The organism is Enterobacter cloacae complex sp. 397G4 (assembly GCF_050031515.1).
GTDB classification, from domain to species: Bacteria; Pseudomonadota; Gammaproteobacteria; order Enterobacterales; family Enterobacteriaceae; genus Enterobacter; species Enterobacter hormaechei_C.
This window is the reverse complement of record NZ_JBLGWE010000001.1, coordinates 4,441,079-4,455,295: the sequence shown is the minus strand read 5'-3', so window position 1 is coordinate 4,455,295 and position 14,217 is coordinate 4,441,079. Positions and strand designations below refer to the sequence as shown.

General features: G+C 50.5%; 29 protein-coding genes. All 29 read left to right on the top strand.

Going from position 1 to position 14,217, the window contains the following annotated elements; genetic code table 11:
• Positions 1–86: 86 nt before the first annotated feature.
• On the top strand, positions 87–398 hold the full coding sequence (gene rpsJ, locus ACQG1Y_RS21525; protein ID WP_001181005.1) for a 30S ribosomal protein S10: 312 nt from the start codon (positions 87–89) through the stop codon (positions 396–398).
• A 32-nt stretch (positions 399–430) separates the two neighbouring features.
• Positions 431–1,060: a 50S ribosomal protein L3 gene (gene rplC, locus ACQG1Y_RS21520; RefSeq protein WP_003863274.1), complete on the top strand. Its 630-nt coding sequence runs from the start codon at positions 431–433 to the stop codon at positions 1,058–1,060.
• A 10-nt stretch (positions 1,061–1,070) separates the two neighbouring features.
• Complete coding sequence (rplD, locus tag ACQG1Y_RS21515) at positions 1,071–1,676, top strand: 50S ribosomal protein L4 (protein WP_000424395.1); 606 nt, start codon at positions 1,071–1,073, stop codon at positions 1,674–1,676.
• Positions 1,673–1,975: a 50S ribosomal protein L23 gene (rplW, locus tag ACQG1Y_RS21510; protein ID WP_000617546.1), complete on the top strand. Its 303-nt coding sequence runs from the start codon at positions 1,673–1,675 to the stop codon at positions 1,973–1,975. Before rplD ends, rplW begins: the two co-directional genes overlap by 4 nt.
• A 17-nt stretch (positions 1,976–1,992) precedes the next feature.
• Positions 1,993–2,814 (top strand): 50S ribosomal protein L2, encoded by an 822-nt coding sequence (rplB, locus tag ACQG1Y_RS21505; protein ID WP_000301859.1) that lies wholly within the window; start codon positions 1,993–1,995, stop codon positions 2,812–2,814.
• 16 nt (positions 2,815–2,830) lie between these two features.
• Positions 2,831–3,109 (top strand): 30S ribosomal protein S19, encoded by a 279-nt coding sequence (rpsS, locus tag ACQG1Y_RS21500; RefSeq protein ID WP_001138117.1) that lies wholly within the window; start codon positions 2,831–2,833, stop codon positions 3,107–3,109.
• Positions 3,110–3,123: 14 nt separating this feature from the next.
• Positions 3,124–3,456, top strand: coding sequence for a 50S ribosomal protein L22 (gene rplV, locus ACQG1Y_RS21495; RefSeq protein WP_002919773.1), 333 nt, complete (start codon positions 3,124–3,126; stop codon positions 3,454–3,456).
• Positions 3,457–3,473: 17 nt separating this feature from the next.
• A complete protein-coding gene (gene rpsC / locus ACQG1Y_RS21490) occupies positions 3,474–4,175 on the top strand; it encodes a 30S ribosomal protein S3 (RefSeq protein ID WP_000529945.1) in 702 nt (233 codons plus the stop codon).
• Positions 4,176–4,187: 12 nt separating this feature from the next.
• Positions 4,188–4,598 carry a 50S ribosomal protein L16 gene (gene rplP / locus ACQG1Y_RS21485; protein WP_002919759.1) on the top strand — a complete coding sequence of 137 codons (411 nt, stop codon included), beginning with the start codon at positions 4,188–4,190 and terminating at the stop codon, positions 4,596–4,598.
• Positions 4,598–4,789, top strand: coding sequence for a 50S ribosomal protein L29 (gene rpmC / locus ACQG1Y_RS21480; protein WP_003863282.1), 192 nt, complete (start codon positions 4,598–4,600; stop codon positions 4,787–4,789). Before rplP ends, rpmC begins: the two co-directional genes overlap by 1 nt.
• The gene (gene rpsQ / locus ACQG1Y_RS21475) at positions 4,789–5,043 is read left to right on the top strand and encodes a 30S ribosomal protein S17 (protein ID WP_002438707.1); all 255 of its coding nucleotides are present in this window, start codon (positions 4,789–4,791) and stop codon (positions 5,041–5,043) included. Before rpmC ends, rpsQ begins: the two co-directional genes overlap by 1 nt.
• Before the next feature lie 166 nt (positions 5,044–5,209).
• Positions 5,210–5,581, top strand: coding sequence for a 50S ribosomal protein L14 (gene rplN / locus ACQG1Y_RS21470; RefSeq protein WP_002919748.1), 372 nt, complete (start codon positions 5,210–5,212; stop codon positions 5,579–5,581).
• 10 nt (positions 5,582–5,591) lie between these two features.
• Positions 5,592–5,906 (top strand): 50S ribosomal protein L24, encoded by a 315-nt coding sequence (gene rplX / locus ACQG1Y_RS21465; RefSeq protein ID WP_003863287.1) that lies wholly within the window; start codon positions 5,592–5,594, stop codon positions 5,904–5,906.
• Positions 5,907–5,920: 14 nt separating this feature from the next.
• Complete coding sequence (gene rplE, locus ACQG1Y_RS21460; RefSeq protein WP_003863290.1) at positions 5,921–6,460, top strand: 50S ribosomal protein L5; 540 nt, start codon at positions 5,921–5,923, stop codon at positions 6,458–6,460.
• A 14-nt stretch (positions 6,461–6,474) separates the two neighbouring features.
• Positions 6,475–6,780 (top strand): 30S ribosomal protein S14, encoded by a 306-nt coding sequence (rpsN, locus tag ACQG1Y_RS21455; RefSeq protein ID WP_003863291.1) that lies wholly within the window; start codon positions 6,475–6,477, stop codon positions 6,778–6,780.
• Between the two features lie 30 nt (positions 6,781–6,810).
• Positions 6,811–7,203 carry a 30S ribosomal protein S8 gene (gene rpsH, locus ACQG1Y_RS21450; protein ID WP_006178918.1) on the top strand — a complete coding sequence of 131 codons (393 nt, stop codon included), beginning with the start codon at positions 6,811–6,813 and terminating at the stop codon, positions 7,201–7,203.
• 12 nt (positions 7,204–7,215) lie between these two features.
• Positions 7,216–7,749 carry a 50S ribosomal protein L6 gene (rplF, locus tag ACQG1Y_RS21445; RefSeq protein ID WP_006178917.1) on the top strand — a complete coding sequence of 178 codons (534 nt, stop codon included), beginning with the start codon at positions 7,216–7,218 and terminating at the stop codon, positions 7,747–7,749.
• Positions 7,750–7,758: 9 nt separating this feature from the next.
• Positions 7,759–8,112, top strand: coding sequence for a 50S ribosomal protein L18 (gene rplR, locus ACQG1Y_RS21440; protein WP_003863297.1), 354 nt, complete (start codon positions 7,759–7,761; stop codon positions 8,110–8,112).
• Positions 8,113–8,126: 14 nt separating this feature from the next.
• Positions 8,127–8,627 (top strand): 30S ribosomal protein S5, encoded by a 501-nt coding sequence (rpsE, locus tag ACQG1Y_RS21435; RefSeq protein ID WP_003863299.1) that lies wholly within the window; start codon positions 8,127–8,129, stop codon positions 8,625–8,627.
• A 6-nt stretch (positions 8,628–8,633) separates the two neighbouring features.
• Complete coding sequence (rpmD, locus tag ACQG1Y_RS21430) at positions 8,634–8,813, top strand: 50S ribosomal protein L30 (RefSeq protein WP_003863301.1); 180 nt, start codon at positions 8,634–8,636, stop codon at positions 8,811–8,813.
• A 3-nt stretch (positions 8,814–8,816) separates the two neighbouring features.
• Positions 8,817–9,251 (top strand): 50S ribosomal protein L15, encoded by a 435-nt coding sequence (gene rplO, locus ACQG1Y_RS21425; protein ID WP_003863304.1) that lies wholly within the window; start codon positions 8,817–8,819, stop codon positions 9,249–9,251.
• Positions 9,252–9,258: 7 nt separating this feature from the next.
• The gene (gene secY / locus ACQG1Y_RS21420; protein WP_003863305.1) at positions 9,259–10,590 is read left to right on the top strand and encodes a preprotein translocase subunit SecY; all 1,332 of its coding nucleotides are present in this window, start codon (positions 9,259–9,261) and stop codon (positions 10,588–10,590) included.
• Positions 10,591–10,621: 31 nt separating this feature from the next.
• On the top strand, positions 10,622–10,738 hold the full coding sequence (gene rpmJ, locus ACQG1Y_RS21415) for a 50S ribosomal protein L36 (RefSeq protein ID WP_000868187.1): 117 nt from the start codon (positions 10,622–10,624) through the stop codon (positions 10,736–10,738).
• A 146-nt stretch (positions 10,739–10,884) separates the two neighbouring features.
• Positions 10,885–11,241: a 30S ribosomal protein S13 gene (gene rpsM / locus ACQG1Y_RS21410; RefSeq protein ID WP_003863308.1), complete on the top strand. Its 357-nt coding sequence runs from the start codon at positions 10,885–10,887 to the stop codon at positions 11,239–11,241.
• A gap of 16 nt (positions 11,242–11,257) precedes the next feature.
• The gene (rpsK, locus tag ACQG1Y_RS21405; protein WP_003863312.1) at positions 11,258–11,647 is read left to right on the top strand and encodes a 30S ribosomal protein S11; all 390 of its coding nucleotides are present in this window, start codon (positions 11,258–11,260) and stop codon (positions 11,645–11,647) included.
• A 32-nt stretch (positions 11,648–11,679) separates the two neighbouring features.
• Positions 11,680–12,300, top strand: a complete 621-nt coding sequence (rpsD, locus tag ACQG1Y_RS21400; RefSeq protein ID WP_003863314.1) for a 30S ribosomal protein S4 — start codon at positions 11,680–11,682, stop codon at positions 12,298–12,300.
• Positions 12,301–12,325: 25 nt separating this feature from the next.
• A complete protein-coding gene (locus ACQG1Y_RS21395) occupies positions 12,326–13,315 on the top strand; it encodes a DNA-directed RNA polymerase subunit alpha (protein ID WP_002919219.1) in 990 nt (329 codons plus the stop codon).
• A gap of 40 nt (positions 13,316–13,355) precedes the next feature.
• Positions 13,356–13,739, top strand: coding sequence for a 50S ribosomal protein L17 (rplQ, locus tag ACQG1Y_RS21390; protein WP_001216368.1), 384 nt, complete (start codon positions 13,356–13,358; stop codon positions 13,737–13,739).
• Between the two features lie 107 nt (positions 13,740–13,846).
• Entirely contained in the window at positions 13,847–14,215 is a 369-nt protein-coding gene (locus tag ACQG1Y_RS21385) for a DUF1992 domain-containing protein (protein ID WP_023295520.1), read from the top strand.
• Positions 14,216–14,217: the final 2 nt, after the last annotated feature.

Here is a 14,217-nt window from a genome sequence, read left to right as displayed (position 1 = left end):
GTAAGAACGGTTACACTCTCCCATCAATCGTAATGGGTTTGAGGAGTAATCATTTTCGTTTATAAAATAATTGGAGCTCTGGTCTCATGCAGAACCAAAGAATCCGTATCCGCCTTAAAGCGTTTGATCATCGTCTGATCGATCAATCAACCGCGGAAATCGTCGAGACTGCTAAGCGCACTGGTGCGCAAGTCCGTGGTCCGATCCCGCTGCCGACCCGCAAAGAGCGCTTTACCGTTCTGATCTCTCCGCACGTTAACAAAGATGCGCGTGATCAGTACGAAATCCGCACTCACAAGCGTCTGGTTGACATCGTTGAGCCAACTGAGAAAACCGTTGATGCTCTGATGCGTCTGGATCTGGCTGCCGGTGTAGACGTGCAGATCAGCCTGGGTTAATCAGGTCATCGAGCGATTGAGAGGTTGAAACAATGATTGGTTTAGTCGGTAAAAAAGTGGGTATGACCCGCATCTTCACTGAAGATGGCGTTTCTATCCCAGTAACCGTAATCGAAGTTGAAGCAAACCGCGTTACTCAGGTTAAAGATCTGGCTAACGATGGCTACCGCGCTATTCAGGTTACCACTGGTGCTAAAAAAGCTAACCGTGTAACCAAACCAGAAGCGGGTCACTTCGCTAAAGCTGGCGTTGAAGCTGGCCGTGGTCTGTGGGAATTCCGTCTTGCTGAAGGCGAAGAGTTCACCGTAGGTCAGGACATTAGCGTTGAGCTGTTTGCTGACGTTAAAAAAGTTGACGTAACCGGTACCTCTAAAGGTAAAGGTTTTGCTGGTACCGTTAAGCGCTGGAACTTCCGTACCCAGGACGCTACTCACGGTAACTCCTTGTCTCACCGCGTTCCGGGTTCTATCGGTCAGAACCAGACTCCGGGCAAAGTGTTCAAAGGCAAGAAAATGGCAGGTCAGCTGGGCAACGAACGTGTAACCGTTCAGAGCCTGGACGTAGTACGTGTTGACGCTGAGCGCAACCTGCTGCTGGTTAAAGGTGCGGTCCCGGGTGCAACCGGTAGCGACCTGATCGTTAAACCAGCTGTGAAGGCGTAAGGGGATAGCAATGGAATTAGTATTGAAAGACGCGCAGAGCGCGCTGACTGTTTCCGAAACTACCTTCGGTCGTGATTTCAACGAAGCGCTGGTTCACCAGGTTGTTGTTGCTTATGCAGCTGGTGCTCGTCAGGGTACTCGTGCTCAGAAGACTCGTGCTGAAGTAACTGGTTCAGGCAAAAAGCCATGGCGCCAGAAAGGTACCGGCCGTGCGCGTTCAGGTTCTATCAAGAGCCCGATCTGGCGTTCAGGTGGCGTGACCTTCGCTGCGCGTCCACAGGACCACAGTCAAAAAGTTAACAAAAAGATGTACCGCGGCGCGCTGAAAAGCATTCTGTCCGAACTGGTACGTCAGGATCGTCTGATCGTTGTCGAGAAGTTCTCTGTTGAAGCGCCTAAAACTAAGCTGCTGGCACAGAAACTGAAAGACATGGCTCTGGAAGATGTGCTGATCATCACCGGTGAGCTGGACGAGAACCTGTTCCTGGCCGCGCGTAACCTGCACAAGGTTGACGTACGCGACGCGACTGGTATCGACCCGGTTAGCCTGATCGCCTTCGACAAAGTCGTAATGACTGCTGATGCTGTTAAGCAAGTTGAGGAGATGCTGGCATGATTCGTGAAGAACGTCTGCTGAAGGTGCTGCGCGCACCGCACGTTTCTGAAAAAGCGTCTACTGCGATGGAAAAAACAAACACCATCGTTCTCAAAGTTGCTAAAGACGCGACCAAAGCAGAGATCAAAGCTGCTGTGCAGAAACTGTTTGAAGTCGAAGTCGAAGTCGTTAACACCCTGGTAGTTAAAGGGAAAGTTAAACGTCACGGACAGCGTATCGGTCGTCGTAGCGACTGGAAAAAAGCTTACGTCACCCTTAAAGAAGGCCAGAACCTGGACTTCGTTGGCGGCGCTGAGTAAGTCGGAGGAGTAATACAATGGCAGTTGTTAAATGTAAACCGACATCTCCGGGTCGTCGCCACGTAGTTAAAGTGGTTAACCCTGAGCTGCACAAGGGCAAACCTTTTGCTCCGTTGCTGGAAAAAAACAGCAAATCCGGTGGTCGTAACAACAATGGCCGTATCACCACTCGTCACATCGGTGGTGGCCACAAGCAGGCTTATCGTATTGTTGACTTCAAACGCAACAAAGACGGTATCCCAGCAGTTGTTGAGCGTCTTGAGTACGATCCGAACCGTTCCGCGAACATCGCGCTGGTTCTGTACAAAGATGGCGAACGCCGTTACATCCTGGCCCCTAAAGGCCTGAAAGCTGGCGACCAGATTCAGTCTGGCGTTGATGCTGCAATCAAAGCAGGCAACACCCTGCCGATGCGCAATATCCCGGTTGGTTCTACCGTTCATAACGTAGAAATGAAACCAGGTAAAGGCGGTCAGCTGGCGCGTTCCGCGGGTACTTACGTTCAGATCGTTGCGCGTGACGGTGCTTATGTCACCCTGCGTCTGCGTTCTGGTGAAATGCGTAAAGTCGAAGCAGACTGCCGCGCTACTCTGGGCGAAGTTGGCAATGCTGAGCATATGCTGCGCGTTCTGGGTAAAGCTGGTGCTGCACGCTGGCGTGGTGTTCGTCCTACCGTTCGCGGTACTGCGATGAACCCAGTCGACCACCCACATGGTGGTGGTGAAGGTCGTAACTTTGGTAAGCACCCGGTAACTCCGTGGGGCGTTCAGACCAAAGGTAAGAAGACCCGCAGCAACAAGCGTACTGATAAATTTATCGTACGTCGCCGTAGCAAATAATTTTAGAGGATAAGCCATGCCACGTTCTCTCAAGAAAGGTCCTTTTATTGACCTGCACTTGCTGAAGAAGGTAGAGAAAGCGGTGGAAAGCGGAGACAAGAAGCCCCTGCGCACTTGGTCCCGTCGTTCAACGATCTTTCCTAACATGATCGGTTTGACCATCGCTGTCCATAATGGTCGTCAGCACGTTCCAGTCTTTGTTACCGACGAAATGGTTGGTCACAAACTGGGTGAATTCGCACCGACTCGTACTTATCGCGGCCACGCTGCTGATAAAAAAGCGAAGAAGAAATAAGGTAGGAGGAAGAGATGGAAACTTTAGCTCAACATCGCCATGCTCGTTCTTCTGCACAGAAGGTTCGCCTTGTTGCTGACCTGATTCGCGGTAAGAAAGTGTCGCAGGCCCTGGACATCCTGACCTATACCAACAAGAAAGCTGCGGTATTGGTCAAGAAAGTACTGGAATCTGCCATTGCTAACGCTGAACACAACGATGGCGCTGACATCGACGATCTGAAAGTCGCGAAAATTTTCGTAGATGAAGGCCCAAGCATGAAGCGCATTATGCCGCGTGCGAAAGGTCGTGCAGATCGCATCCTGAAGCGCACCAGCCACATTACTGTGGTTGTGTCCGATCGCTGAGACTCTGGAGACTAGCAATGGGTCAGAAAGTACATCCTAATGGTATTCGCCTGGGTATTGTAAAACCATGGAACTCTACCTGGTTTGCGAACACCAAAGAATTCGCTGACAACCTGGACAGCGATTTTAAAGTACGTCAGTACCTGACTAAGGAACTGGCTAAAGCGTCTGTATCTCGTATCGTTATCGAGCGTCCAGCTAAGAGCATCCGTGTGACTATTCACACTGCTCGCCCTGGCATCGTTATCGGTAAGAAAGGCGAAGACGTAGAAAAACTGCGCAAGGTCGTAGCGGATATCGCTGGCGTTCCTGCACAGATCAATATCGCTGAAGTTCGTAAGCCTGAACTGGACGCTAAATTGGTTGCTGACAGCATCACTTCTCAGCTGGAACGTCGTGTTATGTTCCGTCGTGCTATGAAGCGTGCTGTACAGAACGCAATGCGTCTGGGCGCTAAAGGTATCAAAGTTGAAGTTAGCGGCCGTCTGGGCGGCGCGGAAATCGCACGTACCGAATGGTACCGCGAAGGTCGCGTACCGCTGCACACTCTGCGTGCTGACATCGACTACAACACCTCTGAAGCGCACACCACTTACGGTGTAATCGGCGTTAAGGTATGGATCTTCAAAGGTGAGATCCTGGGTGGTATGGCTGCTGTTGAACAACCGGAAAAACCGGCTGCTCAACCTAAAAAGCAGCAGCGTAAAGGCCGTAAATAAGGAGCGTCGCTGATGTTACAACCAAAGCGTACAAAATTCCGTAAAGTGCACAAAGGCCGCAACCGTGGTCTGGCGCAGGGTACGGATGTTAGCTTCGGCACTTTCGGTCTGAAAGCTGTTGGCCGTGGTCGTCTGACTGCACGTCAGATCGAAGCAGCACGTCGTGCAATGACCCGTGCAGTTAAGCGTCAAGGTAAGATCTGGATCCGTGTATTCCCGGACAAACCGATCACCGAGAAGCCACTGGAAGTTCGTATGGGTAAAGGTAAAGGTAACGTGGAGTACTGGGTTGCCTTGATCCAACCGGGCAAAGTCCTTTATGAAATGGACGGTGTTCCGGAAGAGCTGGCCCGTGAAGCCTTCGGCCTGGCAGCAGCGAAACTGCCTATCAAAACCACCTTTGTAACTAAGACGGTGATGTAATGAAAGCAAAAGAGCTGCGTGAAAAAAGCGTTGAAGAGCTGAACGCTGAGCTGCTGAACCTGCTGCGTGAGCAGTTCAACCTGCGTATGCAGGCTGCAAGTGGCCAGCTGCAACAGACTCACCTGCTGAAGCAAGTGCGTCGCAATGTTGCGCGCGTTAAGACTTTACTGACTCAGAAGGCGGGTGCGTAATGACCGATAAAATCCGTACTCTGCAAGGTCGTGTTGTTAGCGATAAAATGGAGAAATCCATTGTTGTAGCTATCGAACGTTTTGTGAAACACCCGATCTACGGTAAATTCATCAAGCGTACGACCAAACTGCACGTACATGACGAGAACAACGAATGTGGTATCGGCGACAAGGTTGAAATCCGTGAATGCCGTCCACTGTCCAAGACTAAGTCCTGGACGCTGGTTCGCGTTGTAGAGAAAGCGGTTCTGTAATAGAGTACGCATTCTCAATACGAATAAACGGCTCAGCGATGAGCCGTTTATTTTTTCTACCCATATTGCAGAAGCGGTGTTATAATGCCGCGCCCTCGGTATGGGGCTTTTTAACGGCTCTGATTTTAGAGTCTCAGGTAGTAGTTGACATTAGCGGAGCACTAAAATGATCCAAGAACAGACTATGCTGAACGTCGCCGACAACTCCGGTGCACGTCGCGTAATGTGTATCAAGGTTCTGGGTGGCTCGCACCGTCGCTACGCAGGCGTAGGCGACATCATCAAGATCACCATCAAGGAAGCAATTCCACGTGGTAAGGTCAAAAAAGGTGATGTGCTGAAGGCGGTAGTGGTGCGCACCAAGAAGGGTGTTCGTCGCCCTGACGGTTCTGTCATTCGCTTCGATGGTAATGCATGCGTTATTTTAAACAATAACAGCGAGCAGCCTATCGGCACGCGTATCTTTGGGCCGGTAACTCGTGAACTTCGTACTGAGAAGTTCATGAAAATTATCTCTCTGGCACCAGAAGTACTCTAAGGAGCGAATCATGGCAGCGAAAATCCGTCGTGATGACGAAGTTATCGTGTTAACCGGTAAAGATAAAGGTAAACGCGGTAAAGTAAAAAATGTTCTGTCTTCCGGCAAACTTGTCGTTGAAGGTATTAACCTGGTTAAGAAACATCAGAAGCCGGTTCCGGCCCTGAACCAACCAGGCGGCATCGTTGAAAAAGAAGCTGCTATTCAGGTTTCTAACGTTGCAATCTTCAATGCGGCTACCGGTAAGGCTGACCGTGTAGGCTTTAGATTCGAAGACGGTAAAAAAGTCCGTTTCTTCAAATCTAACAGCGAAACTATCAAGTAATTTGGAGTAGTACGATGGCGAAACTGCATGATTACTACAAAGACGAAGTAGTTAACAAACTCATGACTGAGTTTAACTACAATTCTGTCATGCAAGTCCCTCGGGTCGAGAAGATCACCCTGAACATGGGTGTTGGTGAAGCGATCGCTGACAAGAAACTGCTGGATAACGCAGCAGCTGACCTGACAGCAATCTCCGGTCAAAAACCGCTGATCACCAAAGCACGCAAATCTGTTGCAGGCTTCAAAATCCGTCAGGGCTATCCGATCGGCTGTAAAGTAACTCTGCGTGGCGAACGCATGTGGGAGTTCCTTGAGCGCCTGATCACTATTGCTGTTCCACGTATCCGTGACTTCCGTGGCTTGTCCGCTAAGTCTTTCGACGGTCGTGGTAACTACAGCATGGGTGTCCGTGAGCAGATCATCTTCCCAGAAATCGACTACGATAAAGTCGACCGCGTGCGTGGTTTGGATATTACCATTACCACTACTGCGAAATCTGATGAAGAAGGCCGTGCTCTGCTGGCTGCCTTTGACTTCCCGTTCCGCAAGTAAGGTAGGGTTACTGAATGGCTAAGCAATCAATGAAAGCACGCGAAGTAAAGCGCGTAGCTTTAGCTGATAAATTCTTCGCTAAACGCGCTGAACTGAAAGCGATCATTTCTGATGTGAACGCTTCCGACGAAGATCGTTGGAATGCGGTTCTCAAGCTGCAGTCTCTGCCGCGTGATTCCAGCCCGTCTCGTCAGCGTAACCGCTGTCGTCAAACAGGTCGTCCACATGGTTATGTGGGCAAGTTTGGGTTGAGCCGTATCAAACTGCGTGAAGCCGCCATGCGCGGTGAAGTGCCAGGCTTGAAAAAGGCTAGCTGGTAATTACCAATTGAATCACGGGAGTAAAGACAGATGAGCATGCAAGATCCGATCGCGGATATGCTGACCCGTATCCGTAACGGTCAGGCCGCGAACAAAGTTGCGGTCACCATGCCTTCCGCCAAGCTGAAAGTGGCAATTGCCAACGTGCTGAAGGAAGAAGGTTTTATCGAAGATTTTAAAGTTGAAGGCGACACCAAGCCGGAACTGGAACTTACTCTCAAGTATTTCCAGGGTAAAGCTGTTGTAGAAAGCATTCAGCGTGTCAGCCGCCCAGGCCTGCGCATCTATAAGAAAAAAGATGAGCTGCCAAAAGTAATGGCTGGTCTTGGTATCGCAGTTGTTTCTACCTCTAAAGGTGTTATGACTGATCGTGCAGCGCGCCAGGCTGGTCTTGGTGGCGAAATTATCTGCTACGTAGCCTAATCGGAGGAAAGAATGTCTCGTGTTGCTAAAGCACCGGTCGTTATTCCTGCCGGCGTTGATGTAAAAATCGACGGTCAGGTTATTACGATCAAAGGTAAAAACGGCGAGCTGACTCGTACCCTCAACAATGCTGTTGAAGTTAAACATGCAGATAACGCTCTGACCTTCGGTCCACGTGATGGTTTCGTGGATGGATGGGCTCAGGCTGGTACCGCGCGTGCCCTGCTGAACTCAATGGTTGTTGGTGTTACCGAAGGCTTCACTAAAAAGCTTCAGCTGGTTGGTGTAGGTTATCGTGCAGCTATCAAAGGGAATGCAGTAGGCCTGTCTCTGGGCTTCTCACACCCTGTTGAGCATCCGCTGCCGGCCGGTATCACTGCAGAATGCCCGACTCAGACTGAAATCGTGCTGAAAGGCGCTGATAAACAGCTGATCGGTCAGGTTGCAGCAGATCTGCGCGCCTACCGTCGTCCTGAGCCTTATAAAGGCAAGGGTGTTCGTTACGCCGACGAAGTCGTGCGTACCAAAGAGGCTAAGAAGAAGTAAGGTAACACTATGGATAAGAAATCTGCTCGTATCCGTCGTGCGACCCGCGCACGCCGCAAGCTCAAAGAGCTGGGTGCAACTCGCCTGGTGGTACATCGTACCCCGCGTCATATTTACGCACAGGTAATTGCACCGAACGGTTCTGAAGTTCTGGTAGCTGCTTCTACTGTAGAAAAAGCTATCTCAGAACAATTGAAGTATACCGGTAACAAAGACGCCGCAGCAGCTGTAGGTAAAGCTGTCGCTGAACGCGCTCTGGAAAAAGGCATCAGCAATGTTTCCTTTGACCGTTCCGGGTTCCAATATCATGGTCGTGTCCAGGCACTGGCAGATGCTGCCCGTGAAGCTGGCCTTCAGTTCTAAGGTAGAGGTGTAAGATGGCTCACATCGAAAAACAGGCTGGCGAACTGCAGGAAAAGCTGATCGCGGTAAACCGCGTATCTAAAACCGTTAAAGGTGGTCGTATTTTCTCCTTCACAGCTCTGACTGTAGTGGGTGATGGTAACGGTCGCGTTGGTTTTGGTTACGGTAAAGCGCGTGAAGTTCCAGCAGCGATCCAGAAAGCGATGGAAAAAGCCCGTCGCAATATGATTAACGTCGCGCTGAACAACGGTACCCTGCAACACCCAGTTAAAGGTGTTCACACGGGTTCTCGTGTATTCATGCAGCCAGCTTCCGAAGGTACCGGTATCATCGCCGGTGGTGCAATGCGCGCCGTTCTGGAAGTTGCTGGAGTTCATAACGTTCTGGCTAAAGCATATGGTTCCACCAACCCGATCAACGTGGTTCGTGCAACTATTGATGGCCTGGAAAATATGAATTCTCCAGAAATGGTCGCTGCCAAGCGTGGTAAATCCGTTGAAGAAATTCTGGGGTAATTGACCATGGCAAAGACTATTAAAATCACTCAAACCCGCAGTGCAATCGGTCGTCTGCCGAAACACAAGGCAACGCTGCTTGGCCTGGGTCTGCGTCGTATTGGTCATACCGTTGAGCGCGAGGATACTCCTGCTGTTCGTGGTATGGTCAACGCGGTTTACTTCATGGTTAAAGTTGAGGAGTAAGAGATGCGTTTAAATACTCTGTCTCCGGCCGAAGGCTCTAAAAAGGCGGGTAAACGCCTGGGTCGTGGTATCGGTTCTGGCCTCGGCAAAACCGGTGGTCGTGGTCACAAAGGTCAGAACTCTCGTTCTGGCGGTGGCGTACGTCGCGGTTTCGAGGGTGGCCAGATGCCACTGTACCGTCGTCTGCCGAAGTTCGGCTTCACCTCTCGCAAAGCAGCGATCACAGCGGAAATCCGTCTGTCTGACCTGGCGAAAGTTGAAGGCGGCGTTGTAGACCTGAACACGCTGAAAGCGGCTAACATTATCGGTATCCAGATCGAGTTCGCGAAAGTGATCCTGGCTGGTGAAGTTTCTACTCCGGTAACTGTTCGTGGCCTGCGTGTTACTAAAGGTGCTCGTGCTGCTATCGAAGCTGCTGGCGGTAAAATTGAGGAATAAGTAGCAGATGGCTAAGCAACCGGGATTAGATTTTCAAAGTGCCAAAGGTGGATTTGGCGAGCTGAAACGCAGACTGCTGTTTGTAATCGGCGCGCTGATTGTGTTCCGTATTGGCTCTTTTATTCCGATCCCTGGTATTGATGCCGCTGTACTTGCCAAACTGCTTGAGCAACAGCGAGGCACCATCATTGAAATGTTCAACATGTTCTCTGGTGGTGCTCTCAGCCGTGCTTCTATTTTCGCACTGGGTATTATGCCGTACATTTCGGCATCGATTATTATCCAGCTGCTGACGGTCGTTCATCCGGCCCTGGCAGAGTTGAAGAAAGAAGGGGAGTCTGGACGTCGTAAGATTAGCCAGTACACCCGTTACGGCACTCTGGTGCTGGCAATATTCCAGTCGATCGGTATTGCTACCGGTCTTCCGAATATGCCTGGTATGCAGGGCCTGGTATTAAACCCAGGCTTTGCATTCTATTTCACCGCTGTTGTAAGTCTGGTCACAGGGACCATGTTCCTGATGTGGCTCGGCGAACAGATTACTGAACGAGGTATCGGTAACGGTATCTCAATCATTATCTTCGCCGGTATCGTTGCGGGTCTCCCGCCGGCCATCGCCCATACTATCGAGCAAGCGCGTCAAGGCGACCTGCACTTCCTCCTGTTGCTGTTGGTTGCAGTATTAGTATTTGCAGTGACGTTCTTTGTTGTCTTCGTTGAACGTGGTCAACGCCGCATTGTGGTGAACTACGCTAAACGTCAGCAGGGTCGTCGTGTCTATGCTGCACAGAGCACACATTTACCGCTGAAAGTGAATATGGCGGGGGTTATCCCGGCTATCTTCGCTTCCAGTATTATTCTGTTCCCGGCAACCATCGCGTCATGGTTCGGGGGCGGTACTGGTTGGAACTGGCTGACAACAATTTCGCTGTATTTGCAGCCTGGGCAACCACTTTATGTGTTACTCTATGCGTCTGCGATCATCTTCTTCTGTTTCTTCTACACGGCGTTGGTCTTCAACCCGCGTGAAACAGCAGATAACCTGAAGAAGTCCGGTGCATTTGTACCAGGAATTCGTCCGGGAGAGCAAACGGCGAAGTATATCGATAAAGTAATGACTCGCCTGACTTTGGTTGGTGCGCTTTATATTACTTTTATCTGCCTGATCCCGGAGTTCATGCGTGATGCAATGAAAGTACCGTTCTACTTCGGTGGGACCTCACTGCTTATCGTTGTGGTCGTGATTATGGACTTTATGGCTCAAGTGCAAACTCTGATGATGTCCAGTCAGTATGAGTCTGCATTGAAGAAGGCGAACCTGAAAGGCTACGGCCGCTAACTGGTCGCCTGAGAAGTTACGGAGAGTAAAAATGAAAGTTCGTGCTTCCGTCAAGAAATTATGCCGTAACTGCAAAATCGTTAAGCGTGATGGTGTCATCCGTGTGATTTGCAGTGCCGAGCCGAAGCATAAACAGCGCCAAGGCTGATTATTTCGCATATTTTTCTTGCAAAGTTGGGTTGAGCTGGCTAGATTAGCCAGCCAATCTTTTGTATGTCTGTACGTTTCCATTTGAGTATCCTGAAAACGGGCTTTTCAGCATGGTGCGTACATATTAAATAGTAGGAGTGCATAGTGGCCCGTATAGCAGGCATTAACATTCCTGATCAGAAACATGCTGTGATCGCATTAACTTCGATCTATGGCGTCGGCAAGACCCGTTCTAAAGCCATTCTGGCTGCAGCGGGTATCGCTGAAGATGTTAAGATCAGTGAGCTGTCTGAAGAACAAATCGACACGCTGCGTGACGAAGTTGCCAAATTTGTCGTTGAAGGTGATCTGCGCCGTGAAATCAGCATGAGCATCAAGCGCCTGATGGATCTTGGTTGCTATCGCGGTTTGCGTCATCGTCGTGGTCTGCCAGTGCGCGGTCAGCGTACTAAGACCAACGCACGTACCCGTAAGGGTCCGCGCAAACCGATCAAGAAATAATCGGGGTGATTGAATAATGGCAAAGGCACCAGTTCGTGCACGTAAACGTGTAAGAAAACAAGTCTCTGACGGCGTGGCTCATATCCATGCTTCTTTCAACAACACCATCGTTACTATTACTGATCGTCAGGGTAACGCATTGGGTTGGGCAACAGCCGGTGGTTCCGGTTTCCGTGGTTCTCGCAAATCCACTCCGTTCGCAGCTCAGGTTGCAGCAGAGCGTTGCGCTGAAGCCGTAAAAGAATACGGCATCAAGAATCTGGAAGTTATGGTTAAAGGTCCGGGTCCGGGTCGTGAATCTACTGTTCGCGCTCTGAACGCCGCTGGTTTCCGCATCACGAATATTACTGATGTGACTCCGATCCCTCATAACGGTTGTCGTCCGCCGAAAAAACGTCGCGTATAACGCTCGTTTTTTAGGTTAGTTGGAGATAGAAAATGGCAAGATATTTGGGTCCTAAGCTCAAGCTGAGCCGTCGTGAGGGCACCGACTTATTCCTTAAGTCTGGCGTTCGCGCGATCGATACCAAGTGTAAAATTGAACAAGCTCCTGGCCAGCACGGTGCGCGTAAACCGCGTCTGTCTGACTATGGTGTGCAGTTGCGTGAAAAGCAAAAAGTTCGCCGTATCTACGGTGTGCTGGAGCGTCAGTTCCGTAACTACTATAAAGAAGCAGCACGTCTGAAAGGCAACACAGGTGAAAACCTGCTGGCTCTGCTGGAAGGTCGTCTGGACAACGTTGTATACCGTATGGGCTTCGGCGCGACTCGTGCTGAATCACGCCAGCTGGTTAGCCATAAAGCAATCATGGTAAACGGTCGTGTTGTTAACATCGCTTCTTATCAGGTTAAAGCGAATGACGTTGTTAGCATTCGTGAGAAAGCGAAAAAGCAATCTCGCGTGAAAGCCGCTCTGGAGCTGGCTGAGCAGCGTGAAAAGCCAACCTGGCTGGAAGTTGATGCTGGCAAGATGGAAGGTACGTTCAAGCGTCAGCCAGAACGTTCTGATCTGTCTGCGGACATTAACGAACACCTGATCGTCGAGCTTTACTCCAAGTAAAGCTTAGTACCAAAGAGAGGACACAATGCAGGGTTCTGTGACAGAGTTTCTAAAACCGCGCCTGGTAGATATCGAGCAAGTGAGTTCGACGCACGCCAAGGTGACCCTTGAGCCTTTAGAGCGTGGCTTTGGCCATACTCTGGGTAACGCACTGCGCCGTATTCTGCTCTCATCGATGCCGGGTTGCGCGGTGACCGAGGTTGAGATTGATGGTGTACTTCATGAGTACAGCACCAAAGAAGGCGTTCAGGAAGATATCCTTGAAATCCTGCTCAACCTGAAAGGGCTGGCGGTGAGAGTTCAGGGTAAAGATGAAGTTATTCTTACTCTGAATAAATCTGGCATTGGCCCTGTGACTGCAGCCGACATCACCCACGACGGTGATGTTGAAATCGTCAAGCCGCAGCACGTGATCTGCCACCTGACCGATGAGAACGCAGCTATTAGCATGCGTATCAAAGTTCAGCGCGGTCGTGGTTATGTGCCGGCTTCTGCCCGAATTCATTCGGAAGAAGATGAGCGCCCAATCGGCCGTCTGCTGGTCGACGCATGTTACAGCCCTGTAGAGCGTATTGCCTACAATGTTGAAGCAGCGCGTGTAGAACAGCGTACCGACCTGGACAAGCTGGTCATCGAAATGGAAACCAATGGCACAATCGATCCTGAAGAGGCGATTCGTCGTGCGGCAACCATCCTGGCAGAACAACTGGAAGCTTTCGTTGACTTACGTGATGTACGTCAGCCGGAAGTGAAAGAAGAGAAACCAGAATTCGATCCGATCCTGCTGCGCCCTGTTGACGATCTGGAATTGACTGTCCGCTCTGCTAACTGCCTCAAGGCAGAAGCTATCCACTATATCGGTGATCTGGTACAGCGTACCGAGGTTGAGTTGCTGAAAACGCCGAACCTGGGTAAAAAATCTCTTACCGAGATTAAAGACGTGCTGGCTTCACGTGGTCTGTCTCTGGGCATGCGCCTGGAAAACTGGCCACCGGCAAGCATTGCTGACGAGTAACCGGATCACAGGTTAAGGTTTTACTGAGAAGGATAAGGTCATGCGCCATCGTAAGAGTGGTCGTCAACTGAACCGCAACAGCAGCCATCGCCAGGCTATGTTCCGCAACATGGCAGGTTCACTGGTTCGTCATGAAATCATCAAGACGACCCTGCCTAAAGCGAAAGAGCTGCGTCGCGTAGTTGAGCCGCTGATTACTCTTGCCAAGACTGACAGCGTTGCTAATCGTCGTCTGGCATTCGCCCGTACTCGTGATAACGAGATCGTGGCAAAACTGTTTAACGAACTGGGCCCGCGTTTCGCGAGCCGTGCCGGTGGTTACACTCGCATTCTGAAGTGTGGCTTCCGTGCAGGCGACAACGCGCCGATGGCTTACATCGAGCTGGTTGATCGTTCAGAGAAAGCAGAAGCTGCTGCAGAGTAATCTGTAGTAACGTAAAAAAACCCGCCTCGGCGGGTTTTTTTATATCCGCAGAATCTCCACTTATCTACAATGTCTGTATCTTTTCTGCTCACCCCCTGGAGTTCATTATGTGGTTGCTCGATCAGTGGGCTGAACGCCATATTTGCGATGCCCAAAACAAAGGCGAGTTCGAAAATCTTCCCGGTAGCGGTGAGCCGCTGATTCTGGACGATGATTCACATATTCCCCCTGAATTACGGGCCGGTTATCGCTTACTGAAAAACGCAGGTTGTTTACCGCCTGAACTTCAGCAACGCAATGAAGCCGTCGAGCTTGCCGATCTGCTTAAAGGCATTCATAAGAATGACCCGCGGTACTCCGAAATCAGTCGTCGGTTGGCGCTCATCGAGCTAAAACTGCGCCAGACGGGAATGAATACTGACTTTTTGCATGGTGAGTACAGTGAAAGGTTAATGCAAAAAATAAACGAGGAGTAGCC